Origin of the sequence: Pseudomonas cuatrocienegasensis, assembly GCF_900110925.1 — a bacterium.
Classification (GTDB): domain Bacteria; phylum Pseudomonadota; class Gammaproteobacteria; order Pseudomonadales; family Pseudomonadaceae; genus Aquipseudomonas; species Aquipseudomonas cuatrocienegasensis.
Genome location: NZ_FOFP01000008.1, coordinates 40,608 through 59,912, shown reverse-complemented (window position 1 = coordinate 59,912; position 19,305 = coordinate 40,608). Strand labels below are relative to the sequence as shown.

Genomic DNA, 19,305 nt, shown 5'->3' with positions numbered 1-19,305 from the left:
CCAACGGGCAGGACGTTACGCACTCGAATCGATCGAGGGCCTGGCAGTTCAGCGGTGGCTGATGAGGTGTCGCGAGAGAATGGGGAGCGTGCCGTTGGGGCACGAGATACAGGCATGCTGTACCTGCGCAGCAGGGGCAGCCAGAGGGGGGCACGAGGGCATAAGCTGATACATGGTGAGCGACCTTCTTATATTTATTGTTCGTTTACCGCTGCGTCTGGCAATGGCAGCCAGGGCATTCGGCTTCAAACGTGCTGGGAATAGTGGGCCGAGGGTCGGGGCATTTCAATTCGTTAAAGGCGGTTATGTTCGATAACCGAACAAGAACGAACCAGTTAGTACATCTCTATCGCTGTAGTCCCGATTTACCCGCCAGGTCCGTGACAGCTCGGCGGGCTATTGTAGAGGGGCGTCAAAGCCCTGCGCCAGAGCGGTTTTCCGTTGACGGATGACGGCGGCGGTGGGGTCTTCTAGAATCCGCGGCATTCTTGTTCAGGACACACCCCATGGCCGGCAGTCAGATCGAACGCGTGCTCAATGTGCTCGAAAGCCTTACCGTCGACGCCCGAGGCCTGCCCTTGCAGGCGCTGGCTGACCAGTTGGCGATCCCCAAAAGTGCCACCCACCGCCTGCTCGCCGAGCTGGTGCGCCTGGGCTATGTGCGCCAGGACGAGCAGACCAGCCGTTACCGTTTGACCACGCGTCTGGTCGCCCAGGGCTTTCGCTATCTGGCCAGCAGTGGGGCCGATGTGGTGCAGCCGATCCTCGACGAACTGGCCGAGCAAACCGGCGAGCTGGTGCGTCTGGGCGTGATCGAAGGGGCTCGGCAAACCTGGCTCGCCAAATCCCAGGGCGCGCGCGGCGGCCTGCGTTACGACCCGGATATGGGCCGCGAGGCGCCGCTGTTCTATACCGCCTCTGGGCATGCCTGGCTGGCCAGCCTCGACGATGCCGGCGCCCTGGCGCTGGTGCAACAGCAAGGCATCGCCGACCCCGCGGCGTTCGGCCCCAATGCGCCGCGCTCACTGGATGAACTGCTTGAGCGCCTGGCCCTGGCGCGTAGTCAGGGCTATGCCTGGGTCAGCGAAAGCGCCTCGCTCGGCACCTCGGCGGTGGCGGCCGTAGTGCGCCACCCGCAACAGGGGCGGGTGATCGGCGTGCTCAGCGTCGCCGGCCCCAGCGCCCGCCTGACTCTGGAACGCTTGCATGCAATTGCTCCGCTGTTGCTGCGTGCCGCCGATGAACTGGGCGCCGCGAGCCTGGCTTCGGAGTTGTTTAACTAGGGGCTTTCGCTATTTTTTGCGAGCCTTAAACGAAACGACAAAGCCCAGGGCGCACATGAGTCATCTGCCGCTCGCTGTTGTTGTAGGAGCGAAGGGGGCGCCTAGCCTTTATTCGCGATAAATCGTGCAAACGCTGCGACGCTTTCAAGATCTATCGCGAATAAATTCGCTCCTACCGACATCGACAAATGATTCATGCAGCGACACTAGGGAGCGGCAGGTAAGCGCCCCCTATGTGTGGTCGCGATATTGGCTATTGCATAAAAGTGGAACGTAGTTCTAGATTAATTTAGGCGGCGCTGCGGTGCCGTGTCCGATTTCTAGTGACGAGGAGCCCGCGATGCGCGAGCCGGTAAGCATTGCCCTGATCGGGGCCGGCGTTATGGGGCGCCAGCACCTGGCGTATCTGCAGGGGTTGGAGGGGGCACGCCTGTGTGCGGTGTGCGATCCCGACCCCGCAGCGGCCGCCGTGGCTGCTGAGCAGGGCGTGGCCTATTTTGCCGATTACCGGCAGATGCTCGAGCAACTGCGCCCAGCGGCGGTGATCGTCGCCAACCCCAATAGCCTGCATGTCAGCACTGCCTTGGACTGTTTGGCAGCCGGCGCGGCGGTGCTGCTGGAAAAACCGGTGGGTGTCGATCTGCGGGAGGTGCGCCGCCTGGTCGCGGCCAGCGCTGCCACGGGTGTGCCGGTGCTGGTCGGCCACCACCGGCGGCATAACCCGCTGATCGCCCGTGCGCGCCAGTTGATCGAGGAGGGCGCGTTAGGCCGACTGGTCACGGTGACGGCGCTGTGGCAGTTACGCAAACCCGACAGCTATTTCGATATTCCCTGGCGCCGTGAGGCGGGGGCCGGCCTGTTGCTGACCAACCTGATTCACGACCTCGACCTGCTGCGCCACCTGTGCGGCGAGGTCAGCCAGGTGCAGGCGTTTACCAGCAACGGCGTGCGCGGCTTTGCCAACGAGGACAGCGCAGCGATCCTGCTGCAGTTCGCCAATGGCGCGCTGGCGACCCTGACTGGCTCCGATGCGGTGGCAGCGCCCTGGAGCTGGGAGCTGGACTCCGGCGAAAACCCGGTCTACCCGCGTCAGGCGGATCAGCCCTGCTACCTATTGGCCGGCACCCAGGGCGCCCTGAGCATTCCGCAGTTACGCCGCTGGCACTACGCCGAGGCCGATGCCGGCTGGCACCAGCCGTTGCAGCAGAGCCAGGAGACATTCGAGAGCGAGCCTGCGCTGCGCCGCCAGCTTGAGCATTTTATCCAGGTGGTGCGCCGTGAGGTGGCGCCCCTGGTCAGCGCCCTCGATGCCGGGCGCACCCTGGCCCTGGTCGAAGCCATCCGTGAGGCGGCCGAAAGTGGCCGCCGCTGCGCCCCATCGTTATTGAGTGAGTCATAAGCATGCCCGAACGCAATCTGTCCCTGGCGGCCCTGACCGTCCTTGAACTGTCGCCACCAGACATGGTGGAAGTCGCGGCCCGCGCCGGTTATAGCCATGTCGGCCTGCGCCTGGTGCCTGCCACACCCCAGGAGCATCACTTCGCCCTGGTCGCCGACTCTGAGCTACGTCGGCAGACCCGCCAGCGCCTGGCCTACACGGGTGTGCAGGTGCTCGACGTGGAGATTCTGCGTCTGCAGCCGGACACCCAGGTGAGCGATTTTGAGGCGGTGCTGGCGGTGGGCGCCGAGTTTGGCGCCAGCGAGCTGTTGGTCGCCGGGAACGACCCGGATCGTGCGCGCCTGACCGAGCGCTTCGCCGCGCTCTGCGACCTCGCCGCGCCTTATGGCCTGCACCCGCACCTGGAATTTATGCCCTGGACCGATGTGCGCGATCTGCCCCAGGCCATTGAGGTGGTCACGGCAGCGCAGCGCGACAATGGCTGCGTGCTGGTCGATGCCTTTCACTTCGACCGCTCAGGCTCACGTCTCACCGACCTGGCAAAGCTCGCGCCGACCCGCCTGCGTTATGCCCAGCTGTGCGACGTGCCGGGGCCTTGCCCGAGTGATATGGCCGAGATTCTGCGCCAGGCGCGCAGCGAGCGGCGCTTTCCCGGCGACGGCTGCGCCGATCTGCTGGGCTTGCTGCGCACCTTGCCGGTGCAGATTCCCTTGAGTGTGGAGGTGCCCACGCAACAGCTGGCCGCCCAGGGCGTCAGCGCTCTGCAGCGGGCGCAGTGGGCACTGGACAAGACCCGCGCGCTGCTCGCCCAGGTGTAACCCTGTAGAGTGCAGCTTCCGACCCATCAGTTTGAATCGAGCCTGCCCATGAGCCCATCACCCGCGCCGCTGACCGGTAACAGTCGCCCCCTGGCCGGCGCCGCGCTGATGATCCTGGCGACCTTTCTGTTCGCCAGCCATGACGGTTTGTCCAAGTACCTGACCGGCTTTTATCCGGTGGTGATGGTGGTGTGGGCGCGCTACCTGGTGCATACGTTGCTGATGGCCGGGATCTTCCTGCCGCGCAGCGGGCTGTCGGTGCTGCGCAGTCGGCGGCCGGGGCTGCAGACCCTGCGTGCGCTGAGCCTGCTGGGCACCAGCCTGTTCTTCACCACCGCGCTGTATTACATCCCGCTGGCCGAGGCCACGGCAGTCAACTTCCTCACCCCGTTGCTGGTGACCGCGTTGTCCGTGCCGCTGCTTGGCGAGGCGGTCAGCCGTGGCCAGTGGCTGGCGGTGCTGGGTGGCTTTGTCGGGGTACTGGTGATCGTCCATCCGGGTGGCGAGCTGTTCACCCCGGCGATCCTGCTGCCGTTCTGTTCGGCGCTGTGCTTCAGCCTTTATCAGTTGCTCACGCGCATCCTCAGCGAGGTCGACAGCCCGACCACCAGCAACTTCTTCGCCGGGCTGTGCAACACCCTGGTGATGAGCGCGCTGGTGCCGTTCTTCTGGCAACTGCCGAGTGTTGGTCATGGGGTGCTGATGCTGGTGCTGGGCGCCTGTGGCATGGCCGCACACCTGTTTCTGACCCAGGCCTTCCGGCATGCCGCGCCGGCACTGCTGGCACCGCTGGGCTATGGTCAGATCGTCTTCGCCGGGTTGATCGGCTGGCTGGTGTTCGCCCATGCCCCTGATCTGCTGGTGCTGGTGGGGATCGCGATCATCTGCATCAGTGGCATTGTCGCGGTGTGGCAGAGCCGGCCACGGCCTCGCTGATATTGTTCGATTATCGAACATAAAATTAACCAGTTGGACCATTTTTCCTATGCGGCGCCCGCGTGCCCGCCAATAATCAGGGCATCCCCAACAACGAGCACCGTGCACGGTGCCGACCCGGAGTTGAAGCATGCAGCGTTCAATTGCCACCGTTTCCCTCAGCGGTACCCTGCCGGAAAAGCTCGAAGCCATCGCCGCCGCCGGCTTTGATGGGGTCGAGATCTTCGAAAACGACCTGCTCTATTACGACGGCAGCCCGCGCGACGTGCGCCGCTTGTGTGCCGACCTGGGTCTGGCGATCACCCTGTTCCAGCCGTTCCGCGATTTCGAGGGCTGCCGCCGCGAGCGCCTGCAGCGCAATATCGACCGCGCTGAGCGCAAGTTCGACCTGATGCAGGAGCTGGGCACCGACCTGGTGCTGGTCTGCAGCAACGTCGCCGCCGACGCCCTGGGCGACCCGGATATCATCGTCGACGACCTGCGCCTGCTCGGCGAGCGCGCCGGTGCTCGCGGCCTGCGCATCGGTTACGAGGCCCTGGCCTGGGGACGCCACGTCAACACCTACCAGCAGGTCTGGAACCTGGTGCGCCAGGCCGATCACCCGGCCGTGGGGATGATCCTCGACAGTTTCCATACCCTGTCGCTCAAGGGCGACCCGGCGGCCATCGCCGAGATTCCCGGCGACAAGATCTTCTTCGTACAAATGGCCGATGCACCGATCCTAGCCATGGACGTGCTGGAGTGGAGCCGGCATTTTCGCTGCTTCCCCGGCCAGGGCGAGTTCGACCTGGCGGGCTTTCTCGCGCCGATCATGCGCACCGGCTACCGCGGCCCGCTGTCGCTGGAAATCTTCAACGACGGCTTTCGTGCCGCGCCGCCGCGGCAGAACGCGGCTGACGGTCTGCGCTCGCTGCTCTATCTGGAAGAGAAGACCCGTCAGCACCTCGAGCGCGAAGGCGTGGAGATCGAGCCGGGTGTACTGTTCAACACCCCGCCTGCCAGCCGCTACGGCGGCGTCGAGTTCCTCGAATTCGCGGTGGACGAGGCCTCGGGCGCCAAGCTTGGCAACTGGCTGGAGCGCCTGGGCTTCAGTCGCGCCGGCGCGCACCGCTCCAAGGACGTGACCCTGCTGCGCCAGGGCGATATCAACATCGTACTCAATGCCGAGCCCTATTCCTTTGCCCATAACTTCTTCGAGGCCCACGGCCCCTCGCTGTGCGCCACGGCGCTGCGGGTGACGGACGGCCAGGCGGCGTTCCAGCGCGCCTGTGATTATCGCGGCCAGCCGTACCGCAGCCTGGTCGGCCCCAACGAGCGGGAAATTCCCGCGGTACGCGCGCCCGATGGCAGCCTGATCTACCTGGTTGGCCCCGACCAGAACGGCCAGAGCATCTACCAGACCGACTTCAACCTGGCCGCCGAGGGCGAACCCAGCGGCGGCCTGCAGCGCATCGACCACATGGCCCTGGCGCTGCCGGCCGATGGCCTGGACAACTGGGTGCTGTTCTACAAGAGCCTGCTGGATTTCGAGGCCGACGATGAAGTGGTGTTGCCCGACCCCTACGGCCTGGTGAAAAGTCGCGCGCTGCGCAGCCGCTGCAGCTCGGTGCGCCTGCCGCTGAATATTTCCGAGAACCGCAACACCGCCATCGCCCACGCGCTGTCCAGCTACCGGGGTTCGGGCGTGCACCACATCGCCTTCTCCTGCGAGAACATCTTCCGTGAAGTCGAGCGGGCCAAGGATGCCGGCGTGCCCTTGCTCGATATCCCGCTGAACTACTACGACGACCTGGCCGCGCGTTTCGATTTCGACGACGAGTTCCTCAGCGAGCTGGCCTACTACAACGTGCTGTATGACCGTGACGCCCAGGGCGGTGAGCTGTTTCACGTCTACACCGAGGCGTTCGAGGAGCGGTTTTTCTTCGAGATCATCCAGCGCAAGAATGGTTATGTCGGCTATGGTGCGGCCAACGTTGCCGTACGCCTGGCAGCCATGGCCAAATCACGCAGTGGCGCAGCACGTCGGGCATCGCTTTAACAACCTGAAAAAGCGATGCTGTGCGCTGATTTTGCTTGTGTAGGAGCGAATTTATTCGCGATTGTGCCGTGAATGACGCGAATCAGGCAGGACGCCCCCTGCGCTCCTGCAGGGCGTTCAACCGTAACTCATACATAACCTAAAACAATCCGTGCGCGGCTCGAACCGCGCCACCGTTTCGTGAGCCCGTGATGACTGAATCAGCCGTAGCCGAACTGGCCGCCGTGGCGCCGCGCAAGGCGCGCAAGAACAACCCGGAAAAGACCCGCGAGAGCATTCTCCAGGCGGCCATCACCGAGTTCGTCCAGTTTGGCCTCAGCGGCGCGCGGGTCGATGCCATCGCCGAGCGCACCCAGACCTCCAAGCGGATGATCTACTACTACTTCACCAGCAAGGAGCAGCTTTACCTGGCGGTGCTGGAGAAACTCTACGGTGACATCCGCAAGACCGAGGGCACCCTGCACCTGGGCGAACTGAGCCCGCCGGAGGCGATCTGCCGGCTGGTCGAATTCACCTTCGATCACCACGACCGCAACGTCGATTTCGTGCGCATCGTCAGTATCGAGAACATCCACCACGGCGAGCATATCACCCGCTCCGAGGTAATCCCGACCCTGAACAATTCGGTGCTGCAGGCGATTGCCGACATTCTCCAGCGCGGCGAAGCCCTGGGGTTGTTCCGCCCAGGCCTGGAGCCGCTGGACGTGCACATGCTGATCAGCTCGTTCTGCTTCTATCGGGTGTCAAACCGCCACACCTTCGGCACCATCTTCCAGATCGACCTGTCCGCCGACGCCACCCGGCAGCGGCACAAAGCGCTTATCTGCGAATCGGTGCTGCGCTATATGCAGGTTTGATAGAAAAGGCGATGCGCCAATTGGCTGTTGCAACCCCGTGCAGGCCATAACGCTGCACCCTGTGGTAGGAGCCCCGCCTCGGGGCGAATCGATTGCAGCCATGCCACTAAATTTGCGTTGCGCATGACATTCGCCGCGGGGCGCGGCTCCTACGAAAAGCCGCGGCGCGGTGCAACACAGCACAGGAGCATCGCCACAGGAAAAGGGCCGGTAGGCCCTTTCGTAAGGCGTCAAAAACTCGCGAAATGTTCGAGCATGCGGTCAGCATCGGCCTCGCAGCCACTGAACAGCTCGAACGCCTTGACTGCCTGGAACACCGCCATATTGCCGCCATCCAGGGTGCGGCAGCCGAGGGCGCGGGCGTCGCGCAGCAGCTCGGTTTCCAGCGGGAAGTAGACGATCTCCGCGACCCATAGCGCCGGGTGCAGCAGGGTCTTGGGCACGGGTGTGCCCGGCAACTTGGCCATGCCCATGGGCGTGGTATTGACCAGACCGTCGGCGTGCGTCACGGCAGCCGCCAGGTCGCTGCCGAGCTGGGCGCGGGCGCCGCTGAAATGCTGGTTGAGGTTGTCCGCCAGGGCCTGGGCGCGGGCCGGCTCGACATCGAAGATATGCAATTGCTCAACGCCTTCGCTGAGCAGCGCATGGGCCACGGCAGCGCCAGCGCCACCTGCGCCCATCTGCACCACCTGGCGCCGCGCGACGCCGTTCAGACCACGCCGGAAACCTTCGGCAAAACCCAGGCAATCGGTGTTGTGGCCGATGCGCTTGCCATCCTGAAACACCACGGTGTTTACCGCGCCTATGCCGCGTGCTTCCGCTGATAGCTCATCGAGCAACGGGATGATCGCCTGCTTGCACGGGAAGGTGATGTTCAACCCGGTAAAGCCCATCTGCTGGGCCGCGTCGAGCAACTGCGGCAGGGCGCTGCTGTCGAGGCCGAGCTTGTCCAGGTCGATCAGCCGATACAAATAGCGCATGCCCTGGGCATCGCCTTCGCGCTCGTGCATGGCTGGCGTGCGCGAGCCCTGGATACCGGCGCCGATCAGGCCGGCAAGAATGCTGGGGGAGGTGGCGGACATGCTGGTTATCCTTTGAGCAACTGGCTGAAGTACTGCAGACCCAGGCGGTAGCCCTGGCTGCCAAGGCCGCAGATCACCCCCACGGCGATCGACGAAACGAAGGAGTGATGACGGAAGGCTTCGCGCTTGTGCACGTTGGACAGGTGCACTTCGAGCACCGGCAATTCGCTGGCCACCAGGGCGTCGCGGATCGCCACCGAGGTGTGGGTCCAGGCCGCCGGGTTGATCAGGATGCCGGCGCAGCGCCCACGTGCCGCGTGGATCCAGTCGAGCAGTTCGCCTTCCTGGTTGGTTTGGCGAAATTCTGTGCGCAGCCCGCATTCTTCTGCCGTGGTGGCGCAGAGCTGGGCGATATCGGCGAGGGTTTCGTGGCCGTAGGTGGCCGGTTCACGGGTGCCGAGCAGGTTCAGGTTGGGGCCGTTGAGCACCAGAATCAGAGGAGACATGGGTGAGCCTTATTGTTTTAAGTAAGGGGGCATAGCGCCTGGCCAGGAAAATGTACCAGCTGGTTAATTTGGTCAATCACTGTCGAACATGTTGGTCGCTGCGCCCTGGGTCGTTTAACCGCGAGGTATCCGCTGGCAGGGCTGTAGGCCACGCGTCACTAGGCGTACGGGATGTGAAGGGGTGTGTAGGGCGAGCGCGCTGAGGCAGGAAAAACCGTTCGTTTATCGAACGGCTGGGCTGGCCAGCGAGCCGGCGAGGCGTTGCACCTCGCCGGGCGGGTTCAGCGGCGTTCGAGCAGTACGCCGGCTTCCATATGATGGGTGTAGGGGAACTGGTCGAACAGCGCGCAACGGGTCACCTGGTGGGTATCGCTGAGCTGGGCGATGTTGGCGGCCAGGGTCTCGGGATTGCAGGAGATATACAGGATGCGCTCGAAGCGTCGGGTCAGCTCGCAGGTGTCCGGGTCCATGCCGGCGCGCGGCGGGTCGACGAACACGCAGCCGAAGTCGTAGCTTTTCAGGTCGACATCGGCCAGGCGGCGGAACGGGCGCACCTCGTTCAGCGCTTCGGTCAGCTCTTCGGCGGACAGGCGCACCAGGGTCACGTTGTCCACACTGTTATCAGCCAGGTTAGCCAGGGCGGCATTCACCGAGGTCTTGCTGATCTCGGTGGCCAGCACCTTGCGCACGCGGGTTGCCAGGGGCAGGGTGAAGTTGCCGTTGCCACAGTACAGCTCCAGCAAGTCATCCTGGCGCTCGCCCAGGGCGTCATAGGCCCAGCCGAGCATCTGCTGGCAGACCTCGCCATTGGGCTGGGTGAACGCGCCCTCCGGCTGGCGGTAGCGGTAGGTGCGACCGGCGACCTGCAACTGCTCTTCGACATAGTCGCGGCCGATGACCAGGCGCTTGCCCTTGGAGCGACCGATGATGCTCACCTGCAGGTCAGCGGCAAGTTTTTCCGCCTCTGCCTGCCAGGCGCCGTCCAGCGGGCGGTGGTAGCACAGGGTCACCAGGGCATCGCCGGACAGGGTGGTGAGAAACTCCACCTGGAACAGCTTGAAGCTCAGCACGCTGCTGGCCTGCCAGGCGCTTTTCAGGAGCGGCATCAGTGCGTTGATCTTGCGGCTGGCGATGGGGAAATCGTCGAAGAAGATCGGCGTGTGCTTGTCGCCGGCCTCGAACATCGCGTAGTGACGCTGCTCACCTTCGCGCCACAGGCGGAACTCCGCGCGCAGACGGTAATGCTCGCGCGGCGACTCGAACACCTGCGGCGCCGGCGCGGCGAAGGGCGCGAGCAGGGCATTGAGGCGTTCGACTTTCTCGTCGAGCTGGGCAGTGTAGGTGCTGGTGTCGAAGTGAGGACGGCTCATGGATGGTTCTTCAACAAAAGGGAGCGAGTGAGTGATGCCTCACCCGCAGGGCAACATGCAACGGCCTACAGATAGTCTGTAGGAGCGAATTTATTCGCGATTGACCTTGAAGACGCTGAAGTTTTCGCAGCTGAAGCGGAGAGCCGCCTAAGTGCCGATTTCATCGCCTTAGGCAAACCAGGCCAGCTTGACCACAAACAACGCCGAGAGAATCACCAGCGCCGGGTTGAGGTCGCGCCAGCGGCCGGCCAGCAGCTTGATCAGGGTCCAGGCGATAAAGCCGAAGGCAATGCCGTTGGCAATCGAGAACGTCAGCGGCATGGCCAGGGCGGCAACCACTACCGGTGCGGCGACGGTCAGGTCGTCCCAGTCGATCTGCGCCAGGCTGCTCATCATCAATACGGCAACGAACAGCAGCGCCGGGGCAGTGGCGAACGCCGGCACGGCACCGGCCAACGGGGCGAAGAACAGGCTCAGGAGGAACAGCAGGGCGACCACGCACGCCGTCAAACCCGTGCGTCCGCCGGCGCTGATGCCAGCCGCCGATTCGATATAGCTGGTGGTGGTGCTGGTGCCCAGCGCGGCGCCGGCCATGGTCGCGGTGCTGTCGGCCAGCAGGGCGCGGCCCAGGCGCGGCATCTTGCCGTCCTTGTCCAGCAGCTTGGCTTTCTGCGCCACGCCGACCAGGGTGCCGGAGGTGTCGAACAGGTCAACGAAGAGGAAGGCGAAGATCACGCTGAGCAGGCCGATGTCCAGCGCGCCCATGATGTCCAGCTGCATAAAGGTCGGCACCAGCGACGGCGGCATCGACACCACGCCGTTGAGCTGCGACAGGCCGAACAGAATCGACAGGCCGGTGACCAGCAAAATACCGATCATCACCGCACCGGTCACCCGGCGGTAGGCGAGGGCGGCGATCACGAAAAAGCCCAGGCAGGCCAGCAGCGGGCCGCCCTGGGACAGGTCACCGAGGCCAACCAGGGTGGCCGGGTTGTCGACCACGATGCCGGCATTTTTCAGAGCGATGATCGCCAGGAACAGGCCGATACCGGCGGCAATACCGGAGCGCAGGGCCAGCGGGATGCTGTTGATGATCCATTCGCGGATCTTGAAGATCGACAGCACGAAGAAGATCGCACCGGAGAGGAACACCGCGCCCAGCGCGGTCTGCCAGGTGTAACCCATGGTCAGGACCACGGTGTAGGTGAAGAAGGCGTTCAGGCCCATGCCCGGTGCCAGGGCGATCGGGTAGTTGGCGAGCAGCCCCATGATGGCCGAGCCGATGGCCGCGGCCAGGCAGGTGGCGACGAACACCGCGCCCTTGTCCATGCCGGTTTCGGCGAGCATGTTGGGGTTAACGAAGAGGATGTAGGCCATCGTCAGGAAGGTGGTGAGACCAGCGAGGATCTCGGTGCGCACCGTGGTGTTGTGCGCCTTGAGGTGGAATAGACGTTCCAGCATGCTCGTTTCCCCATGCGCGTGACGCGCCGTTGATGACCTGATCGAAAGCAAAGCACATCCGCGTAGGGATGCATGATTGTGCTGCCGATCGGAAAAAAGGCGCGCATCATAACAGCATGGCTAGACGTGGTGAATTTATGACCGAGTGGACAGCGTAGCCCTAGTGTCGCAACACAGGTCATCCGCCGCTCTCTGGAGCGAATTTATTCGCGATATGTCTTGAAGACGCTATAAAAGTCGCGGCTAAAGCCCCTCCCGCGCGACCTGGCATTGACCGACATTTGATTCATAGCCCCCTGTCTGCATAAGGAGTTGGACATGACCGCACGCGCTGTAATCACCGTCGCCGATGGGGTTGAAGACCTCGAATGCGTGACCCTGATCGACGTGCTGCGACGCGCCGATATCGAAGTCGTGGTGGCCAGTATCGAGGCCCGGCGCATGATCACCTGTGCCCGCGGTACCCGGCTGACGGCCGACGCCATGCTGGTCGATGTGCTGGCGCAGGAGTTCGACCTGATCGTGCTGCCCGGTGGCATGCCGGGCGCCCAGCGCCTGGCCGAGCATGAGCCCTTGGCCGAGCGGGTGCGCCAGCAGGCCAAGGCCGGCAAGCTGTTCGCCGCCATCTGTGCAGCGCCGGCGGTGGCGCTGCAGCACTATGGTGTGCTGAAACAACGGCGCATGACCTGTCACCCGAACTTCGATGATCGCCTGAGCGGTTGCAGCTACGTCGATCAGGCCGTAGTGGTCGATGGCAACTGCATCACCAGCCAGGGCCCAGGCACCGCCCTGGCGTTTGCCCTGACGCTGGTCGAACAGTTGCGCGGCAGAGGCGTACGCCGGCAGGTGGCCGAGGCCATGCTGGCCGAGTAACTGCGCAACTGCCAATCCGGCGTTCAACGCCCGGCTTTGGGCGTTGACGGTCGACCAGCAGCCGAGCAGCGCTGGTGAAGATTCTCACAGACTGAGGGCTGGAGTCGGTTGCGCACTTAAAGCACTTTACTGTCCAGAGCTGGGCCGCTGTAATAGAGTGCTGGCCGATGAATACACGCGATTCGAGGCCGTGACACATCGCATAAGGAGCCCGCGGCCAGATGATCATCGGAATAGACCTTGGTACCACCAACAGCCTGGTTGCAGTCTGGGACGGCGAAGCCGCCCGGCTGGTTCCCAATGCCCTCGGCAGCCTGCTGACCCCCAGCGTGGTTGGGCTAGACAACGATGGTCAGTTGATCGTCGGCGATATCGCCCGCGAACGGCTGCAAACCCATCCGCAGCTCACCACTGCCTTATTCAAGCGGCAGATGGGCAGCGCCCAGGACACCCGCCTGGGTGAGCGCTCGTTCCGCCCCGAAGAACTCTCGGCGCTGGTGCTACGCAGCCTTAAAGAAGACGTCGAACGAGCCTACGGGCAGCCGATCAGTGAGGCGGTGATCAGCGTGCCGGCCTATTTCAGTGACGCCCAGCGCAAGGCCACGCGTATCGCGGGCGAACTGGCCGGACTCAAGGTCGAAAAACTGATCAACGAACCCACTGCTGCAGCCCTGGCCTACGGCCTGCACCAAAAGGGCGAGGCAACCTTTCTGGTGTTCGACCTGGGTGGTGGCACCTTTGACGTGTCGGTACTGGAACTGTTCGACGGCATCATGGAAGTGCGCGCCAGTGCTGGCGATAACTTTCTCGGCGGCGAGGACTTCGATGATGCGCTGGTCAGCCACTTTCTGGCCGAGCAGGCAGGGCAGGGTTTGCCCGATGCCAGCCTGCCGACTATCCGCCAACGCCTGCGCCGTGAGGCCCAGCGTGTACGGCATGTGCTGGGCCAGCAGACCCAGGCCAGCTTCCAGTTGCGTGAGGATGGCCGCGAGTGGCTGCAGTCGATAAGCCAGGAGCAGCTGTTGCATATCTGCGGGCCACTGCTCGATCGCCTGCGCGCGCCTATCGAACGGGCGCTACGCGATGCGCGGATCAAGGTGGCCGACCTCGACGAGGTGCTGCTGGTCGGCGGCACTACGCGCATGCCCTTGGTGCGTAAACTGGTGGCCAGCCTGTTTGGACGCTTCCCGTCGATGAGTCTCAATCCGGACGAGGTGATCGCCCAGGGCGCTGCCATCCAGGCCGCGCTCAAGGCGCGCGACGCATCGCTGGAGGAGGTGGTGCTGACCGATGTCTGTCCTTATAGCCTGGGCGTGGAGATTTCCAGAGAGGTCGGCAACCAGCTTGAAAACGGTCATTACCTGCCAATCATCGAGCGTAACAGTGTGGTGCCTGTCAGCCGGGTGAAGAGCGTGCAGACACTCCGTGACGGGCAGAAACAGGTCAGCGTGCGGATCTTTCAAGGTGAAAGCCGGTTGGTGGCCAACAATATCTTTCTCGGCGAATTGGACATTGAGGTACCGCCACGCCCGGCTGGTGAAGTGTCGCTGGATATCCGCTTCACCTACGACATCAACGGCCTGCTCGAGGCCCAGGTGGACACCCCGCTGACTGGGGTCAGTCAGCGTCTCGTGATCGAGAATAACCCCGGCGTGCTCAGCCCCGAGGAAATCGCCGAGCGCTTCCAGGCGCTGCAGGCGTTGAAGGTGCACCCGCGCGATCAGCAGGTCAACAGTGTGCTGATGGCGCGGATGGAACGCCTCTACCAGGAAAGCCTGGGCGACCTGCGCGAGCACATCGGCCAATTGGCCGCGCATTTCGCCAGCATCCTGGAGCGCCAAGACGAGCGCGAGATCCGCGAGTCGCGTAGCGCGCTGTTAGCGAATCTGGACTCCATCGAAAACGGCTACTGAGGTGCCCATGAATCCCTGGAGCCTGCTCGGCCTGGATGCCGATGTCGACACGCGCAGCATCAAGCGCCGTTACGCCCAACTGCTCAAACAACACCGCCCGGACGAAGATGCCGAGGCTTTCCAGCGCCTGCGCGAGGCCTATGAGTGGGCCATGACGCTGGCTATTGCCCGCCAAGACGTCAATCCAGACGATGCGCTTGCCATGCCTGCACAAGGCCGCGCTGAGCTGCACCGTTCTGCAGACCTGGCGCAGGCGTTGACTGCACCCAATGTGGCGACAATAGCGGTGGATGCTCAGGCCCGCATTAGGCAATTGCTTGAGGCCTGCCCGTCGCTGGATGAGGCGTTTCGGCAAGCGCGAGCGCAAGGGCTGGATGCCGACTTTCAGCGCTACCTGCTCTCACGCTGTATGCCTTTCGATGAGCAAGGCGTGATCACCTTGCGTTGGTGCATGCAGCAGTTGCACTGGCTGTCGCCCTGGCAGGCGGACTACCTGCCGCAGGCTGCTCTCAATGACCTGGCTGTGCGGCTGCTGGCTCTGGAGTTGGAGCAACTGCAACGGCGTTTGCAGGCGGGCGAGGAGCGCGCCGTGCTGGAAGCTGTTGCCGCGCTGGTGGTGAGCGACTGGTTGCAGTCGTTCGACCGTCGCCTGCAACTGCAACTTGGGCTGATCCACATGCTTGAGTCGACCGAGCAGTGGTCCGCCGCGTTTTTTGAGCGGCTGGGAAAGCTGTTTGGCTGGGAGGAGGAGAAGGGCGAACTGCCTTGCTCCGCTGAACGCTGGTACAGCCTCTGCTGGCGTTGTGAACGCGAGGCGGCGGGGCAGCGTCTGCAGCAGCATTTACAAGAGTTCTGGCCGCTGAATGCCGAGCAGCGCGCCGCCTGGCTGTTACTCAAGCCCTTGACCGAGCGCGAGTGCAGGCGACTGGTCGATCAGTTTAGCGAGAACGACTGGCAGGCCTGCGAGGCATTGGATGAGTTGCTGAACGCGCGTTATCCCGATTTGCCGGCCCAGCTCGGGTTAGCAACTCCAGATGGCTGGCGCCGCTGGCAGCCGCGCAAATGGACGGCGCCAGCAGCAGCTTATGCCTGGCTGCTGCTGTTCGCTGCCCTGTTTGGCGATGCCCTGTACGGTTCGGGAGCTGTTGCAGCGCGCTCCAGCGAGATGTCTCAACTGGTATTCAATAGCCTGATAACCAGCCTGGGGCTGATCGCCATACTCGTCTGCCTGGTTCGTAGCTGGAGTTGGCTGGCGCGGTTTCTTACTGCGCTCGACGTGCGGCTAAGCCGCCTTTTGCTACCGGCAGCGTGGCGCGATCATGGCGCTGGCATGCTGCTGTTGCGCCATGGTGTGCCTGCGGCATTGTTCGCGGCGCTGGTTGCCTTTTTCGCGCCCGATATGCTGGAGAGTCGCGTGGTGTTTGCTGTTGCGTTCGCCTTGCAGCTAGTGTTTCTGCTCCTTGTCGGCAGTGGTCGCTCACCGTGGCCGCGCTTGGCGCTGTTCAAACGCCGGTTGTTCCGGACCGACTACAGCAGGCCGGCCGAGTGGTGAGCCCATGGAGCCTGCTCGGCCTGGATGCTGATGCCGACACGCGCAGCATCAAGCGCCGTTACGCACAATTGCTCAAGACTCATCGGCCGGATGAAGACGCCGAGGCTTTTCAGCGCCTGCGCGAAGCCTATGAACAGGCTCTGCTGCTTGCCGAGGGCAATGTGCGCGAGCCGGTTGACCCGGCACGTGCACCTGCGCAGCACTCGCTGTCTGCTCTCGCCACGCGGGGCGATGAAACGCTAATCCAGCTTCAGCCGGCGCCAGTGGAAACCCTTGAGGATGATCGCGCCGAGCGTCTGCTCGAACAGTCGGCATCGCTTGACGAGGCGTTGGCCGCTGCCCGTGAGCAGGGGCTTGAGCCAGCCTTGCAGCGGCATTTATTGACGCGCTGCCAGGCGCCCGGCGAAGACGGGTTGGCGATCCTGCGCTGGGCCATGGTTCGCTTGCAGTGGCTAACGCCCTGGCAGGCCGATTACCTGCCTTTGGTCCACATGAATATCCTTGCCATGCGCGTGTTCGATTCAGCGCTGTGCGCGTGGCGGCAGCAGCTCAATGCGGGGCAGGAACGCGCCGTTCTCGACGACGTTCAGCAGTTGCTTGCTGAGGCATGGCTGCAACCCTTCGACCGGCGCAGTCACGCGCAGCAGGAGCTGTTGGCGTTGCTGGAAGAGGGCGATGGCTGGTCGCTGATATTCTTCGATGGGCTATGCCAACTCCTTGGCTGGGATGAAGGGCAAGGCCAGATACCGTGCGACCGCCAGCGCTGGGAGCGTTTGTGTTTGCGCTGCGATGGGCTGGCTCTGCGCGATGAGCTGCGCCGTCTGCTGGACGAGGCGCGGCCTGAATACGCTCAGGCCCGCGCTGCATGGCTGTTATTCAAACCATTGAGCGACGCCGAGCGCCGGAAACTGACCGATGCTTTCGAGGAGGCGGACTGGCAGGCCTGTGAGTCACTGGCCAGGCGTCTGGAGCTGCAGGGCAGCAGTGGGCTGCTCGAGCTACTGGGCGTGTCCTATCTGCAGCAGTGGCGTGCATGGCGTCCTGGCCGTGGTTGGCGCCAACTCTACCCGCTGCTGTGGGCTGGTATCAGCCTGGTACTGTTGCTGTTGATCGTGCTGAAAAAGGATAAAGGCGTCGAAGGCTTCGCCGATCTGGCCATGACGCTGTGCATTGTGTCGGTCCTCGCGACCACCCTGGTGGTCATGCTCAGGTTCTTCGCGAAGGGCTGGAACCGGTTTGCCCGATGGCAGACACTGTTCGACGTGACGCTCAGTCAGTGGTTATTACCGGCGAGTTGGGCACGTCGAGGCACGGGTATCCTCGTGTTGCGCCACATCGTGCCCAGTGCGGTATTGGCTGGGCTGACATTCAGCTGGGCGGGGGATCTGCTCTACGCCCCAGTATTCGCGTTGCTGACATTTGCCTTGTGTGTGCAATTCGTCAATGTCGCCACGCGAGACGGTTTGCCGGCAGCCTGGTTGATTGTTATCTGGCGCAGGGTGGCGCCGCTGGGCAAGCAGATTCTGCTATGGCTGCTGATTCTGACGCTAGCGTTCGTTCTGTCACGGCTGCTGATTGAGTCGAAACGGCAGGAGCATGAGGCAACGGCTAGTCGTCCGTTGGAGGTATTGCACGAGGGCCTGGATTCTGGCGATGCATTGCAGCAAGGCTATGAAAACGCAATGAAAAGTCTACAAGAAGCCTTAGCCTAGCAGCCTGTCGGACTTAACACTGTTCTACTGCACAAAATCCGGATTTGGCCACTTTTGCTATAACACCTTGGCTGCGTGCTCTGTGGTCGGTTCGTGCATATGGTCACGGCGCGCCAGGGTTGGGAACAGCTTGATCCACAGGCCGGTGACGACGATGGCGCCAACGCCGCCGATCAGCACCGCTGGCACGGTGCCGAACCAACTGGCGGTGAGCCCGGCACGGAAGTCGCCGAGCTGGTTGGAGGCGCCGATGAACAAGCCGTTTACCGCGCCGACCCGGCCGCGCATTTCGTCCGGCGTCTGCAGCTGCACGAAGGCGCCGCGGATGACCATGCTGATCATGTCTGCCGCGCCCAGCAGCACCAGGGTCACCAGGCTGAACCACAGTGAAGTGGACAGGCCGAAGCCGATGGTCGCCACGCCGAAGATCGCCACCGAGCTGAACATCACCGGGCCGACTCGCCGCTCGATGGGATGACGTGCCAGGTAGATCGACATCAGCAAGGCGCCCACCGCCGGTGCCGAACGCAGCAAGCCCAGGCCCCAGGGGCCGGTGAGCAGGATGTCCTTGGCGAACACTGGCAGCAGCGCCGTGGCGCCGCCGAGCAGTACGGCGACCATGTCCATCGACACCGCGCCAAACACATCCGCGCGGCTGCGTATAAAGCGAAAACCGGCCAGCAGCGACTCGACGGATATCTTCTGTTTCAGCGGTTTCTGCTGCGCCGGCAGGCTCAGCATCAGGCTCAGAGCAATCACGTACAGCAGCGTGGCCGGGCCATAGACCCAGCCGGCGCCGAGGGCGTAGAGCAGGCCGCCGAGGGCGGGCGCGACTATGGTGGCGCTCTGCATCGCCGAAGCGGAGGCCGCTACGGCAGCCGGGAACAGGCCCGGCGGCACGATATTCGGCAGCAGCGCCTGGGTGGTCGGCATCTCGAAGGCGCGGGCGGTGCCGAGTAAAAAGGCGATCAGGAAGATCGTCTCGCGGCTGATGCCGTCGACCGTGGTGCCGATCAGCAACCCCAGCGCGACCAGGCCCTGAGCGCTCTGGCACAGGGCCGCGACCTTGCGCCGGTCAAAGCGATCGGCCACATGGCCGGTGATCAGGATAAACAGGATCTTCGGCAGGAACTCGATCAGGCCGACCAGGCCAAGGTCGAGCACGCTGCCGGTCAGTGAATACATCTGCCAGCCGATGGCCACGGTAAGCATCTGGAAGCCGCTGGCGGTGAACACCCGCGCCAGCCAGAAGGCGATAAAGGGGCGATGGTGGCGCAGCAGCAAAGTACCGTGGACGGACATGGCGATCGCTTAGCGTGAGGGCGCAAGGTAGGGGCAAGTAGGTAGCAGCCTATCATTTTCCTCGGTACGGAAGCAGGGCGTGCTGGCATTCGCGCGACAAATGACCACAGCGTTGGTGCGGTCTGTGCGCCGTATCATTTGCTTATGATTGATCCAGATCAGTCAGCGCAGTGACTGTTCATGCTGTGGGGCACCCCTTGGTGTCCCCTGTCGATTGTAAAAAACAAGAACAATTGAATCCGATTGCGCTCCAATTCCCGGAG

Annotated in this window: 15 protein-coding genes; 10 read left to right on the top strand and 5 right to left on the bottom strand. The window is 63.5% G+C overall.

The window, feature by feature from the left end; genetic code table 11:
- Window positions 1–506 precede the first annotated feature (506 nt).
- The 6 genes from BMW49_RS12615 (at window position 507) to BMW49_RS12590 (ending at window position 7,331) form a co-directional block, all read left to right on the top strand.
- Window positions 507–1,283 carry an IclR family transcriptional regulator gene (locus BMW49_RS12615; RefSeq protein WP_069519230.1) on the top strand — a complete coding sequence of 259 codons (777 nt, stop codon included), beginning with the start codon at window positions 507–509 and terminating at the stop codon, window positions 1,281–1,283.
- 340 nt (window positions 1,284–1,623) lie between these two features.
- A complete protein-coding gene (locus BMW49_RS12610) occupies window positions 1,624–2,682 on the top strand; it encodes a Gfo/Idh/MocA family protein (protein ID WP_069519229.1) in 1,059 nt (352 codons plus the stop codon).
- A 2-nt stretch (window positions 2,683–2,684) separates the two neighbouring features.
- Complete coding sequence (locus BMW49_RS12605; protein ID WP_069519228.1) at window positions 2,685–3,500, top strand: sugar phosphate isomerase/epimerase family protein; 816 nt, start codon at window positions 2,685–2,687, stop codon at window positions 3,498–3,500.
- Window positions 3,501–3,548: 48 nt separating this feature from the next.
- Window positions 3,549–4,436, top strand: coding sequence for a DMT family transporter (locus BMW49_RS12600; RefSeq protein WP_069519227.1), 888 nt, complete (start codon window positions 3,549–3,551; stop codon window positions 4,434–4,436).
- Between the two features lie 130 nt (window positions 4,437–4,566).
- Entirely contained in the window at window positions 4,567–6,474 is a 1,908-nt protein-coding gene (quiC, locus tag BMW49_RS12595) for a 3-dehydroshikimate dehydratase QuiC (protein WP_069519226.1), read from the top strand.
- A gap of 191 nt (window positions 6,475–6,665) precedes the next feature.
- The gene (locus tag BMW49_RS12590) at window positions 6,666–7,331 is read left to right on the top strand and encodes a TetR/AcrR family transcriptional regulator (protein ID WP_069519225.1); all 666 of its coding nucleotides are present in this window, start codon (window positions 6,666–6,668) and stop codon (window positions 7,329–7,331) included.
- A gap of 230 nt (window positions 7,332–7,561) precedes the next feature.
- Here BMW49_RS12590 and BMW49_RS12585 read toward each other — a convergent pair whose 3' ends face one another.
- The 4 genes from BMW49_RS12585 to BMW49_RS12570 all read right to left on the bottom strand — a co-directional run bounded on the left by BMW49_RS12585 (window position 7,562) and on the right by BMW49_RS12570 (window position 11,690).
- Window positions 7,562–8,413 carry a shikimate dehydrogenase gene (locus tag BMW49_RS12585; protein WP_069519224.1) on the bottom strand — a complete coding sequence of 284 codons (852 nt, stop codon included), beginning with the start codon at window positions 8,411–8,413 and terminating at the stop codon, window positions 7,562–7,564.
- 5 nt (window positions 8,414–8,418) lie between these two features.
- Window positions 8,419–8,859, bottom strand: coding sequence for a type II 3-dehydroquinate dehydratase (aroQ, locus tag BMW49_RS12580; protein WP_069519223.1), 441 nt, complete (start codon window positions 8,857–8,859; stop codon window positions 8,419–8,421).
- Window positions 8,860–9,140: 281 nt separating this feature from the next.
- On the bottom strand, window positions 9,141–10,229 hold the full coding sequence (trmA, locus tag BMW49_RS12575; protein WP_069519222.1) for a tRNA (uridine(54)-C5)-methyltransferase TrmA: 1,089 nt from the start codon (window positions 10,227–10,229) through the stop codon (window positions 9,141–9,143).
- A 168-nt stretch (window positions 10,230–10,397) separates the two neighbouring features.
- Window positions 10,398–11,690: an NCS2 family permease gene (locus BMW49_RS12570; RefSeq protein ID WP_069519221.1), complete on the bottom strand. Its 1,293-nt coding sequence runs from the start codon at window positions 11,688–11,690 to the stop codon at window positions 10,398–10,400.
- 318 nt (window positions 11,691–12,008) lie between these two features.
- Between BMW49_RS12570 and BMW49_RS12565 the strand changes: the two genes are divergently transcribed.
- From BMW49_RS12565 to BMW49_RS24975, 4 genes are all read left to right on the top strand, one after another.
- Window positions 12,009–12,563 carry a DJ-1 family glyoxalase III gene (locus tag BMW49_RS12565; RefSeq protein WP_069519220.1) on the top strand — a complete coding sequence of 185 codons (555 nt, stop codon included), beginning with the start codon at window positions 12,009–12,011 and terminating at the stop codon, window positions 12,561–12,563.
- A 221-nt stretch (window positions 12,564–12,784) separates the two neighbouring features.
- Window positions 12,785–14,476, top strand: a complete 1,692-nt coding sequence (locus BMW49_RS12560) for a molecular chaperone HscC (RefSeq protein WP_069519219.1) — start codon at window positions 12,785–12,787, stop codon at window positions 14,474–14,476.
- A gap of 7 nt (window positions 14,477–14,483) precedes the next feature.
- Entirely contained in the window at window positions 14,484–16,028 is a 1,545-nt protein-coding gene (locus tag BMW49_RS12555) for a J domain-containing protein (RefSeq protein WP_069519218.1), read from the top strand.
- Complete coding sequence (locus tag BMW49_RS24975; protein WP_177342781.1) at window positions 16,025–17,740, top strand: J domain-containing protein; 1,716 nt, start codon at window positions 16,025–16,027, stop codon at window positions 17,738–17,740. Before BMW49_RS12555 ends, BMW49_RS24975 begins: the two co-directional genes overlap by 4 nt.
- A 57-nt stretch (window positions 17,741–17,797) precedes the next feature.
- On the opposite strand, the gene BMW49_RS12545 is transcribed toward BMW49_RS24975, so the two are convergent.
- Window positions 17,798–19,042, bottom strand: coding sequence for an MFS transporter (locus BMW49_RS12545; RefSeq protein WP_069519216.1), 1,245 nt, complete (start codon window positions 19,040–19,042; stop codon window positions 17,798–17,800).
- Between the last annotated feature and the right edge of the window lie 263 nt (window positions 19,043–19,305).